Raw genomic sequence first — 519 nt, 5'->3', positions numbered from 1 at the left:
GTACACGGCAGCCTTTCAGGATTCCCACTTTCTGCTGTCAATCGGGCGAGTATTGCTCATCGGCGTGGTCCAGGTACCGCTCATGCTGCTGTTTTCAGTGTGTCTGGCATTATTGCTGGACGCCCGTAGGGTGAAAGCCCGGCAGGGATTCCAGCTGGCCTATTTCCTGCCCTACGCGGTGCCCGGTGCGATCAGCGCCTTGATGTGGACCTTCCTGCTCCAGCCGCAGCTGTCACCGTTCACCTCGTTGTTCCAGAAGATGGGTCTGAACCTCAACCTGTTAGCCCCGTCGGTAGTACCTATCTCGGTAGGGAACATGATCACATGGGGCTTTGCGGGCTACAACATGGTGGTCATCTACTCCGCCCTGAAGGCCCTGCCCAACGAAATCCTCGAGGCTGCCCATGTCGACGGTGCCAGCTCTTGGCGCACCGCCTGGCAGATCAAGGTACCGATGGTGCGCCCCGCAGTCATCATGACCGCAGTGTTTTCCATTATTGGCACCATCCAGTTGTACAA

General features: G+C 57.8%; 1 protein-coding gene. It reads left to right on the top strand.

Annotation, left to right across the window (positions count from 1 at the left end):
• Positions 1-82 precede the first annotated feature (82 nt).
• The coding region (locus H9X80_RS08875) for a carbohydrate ABC transporter permease (protein WP_204793990.1) at positions 83-519 on the top strand (437 nt) is incomplete at its 3' end.

It is taken from the genome of Olsenella profusa (assembly GCF_016900315.1).
Classification (GTDB): Bacteria; Actinomycetota; Coriobacteriia; order Coriobacteriales; family Atopobiaceae; genus Thermophilibacter; species Thermophilibacter profusus_A.
This window is presented reverse-complemented; position numbering and strand designations above follow the sequence as displayed.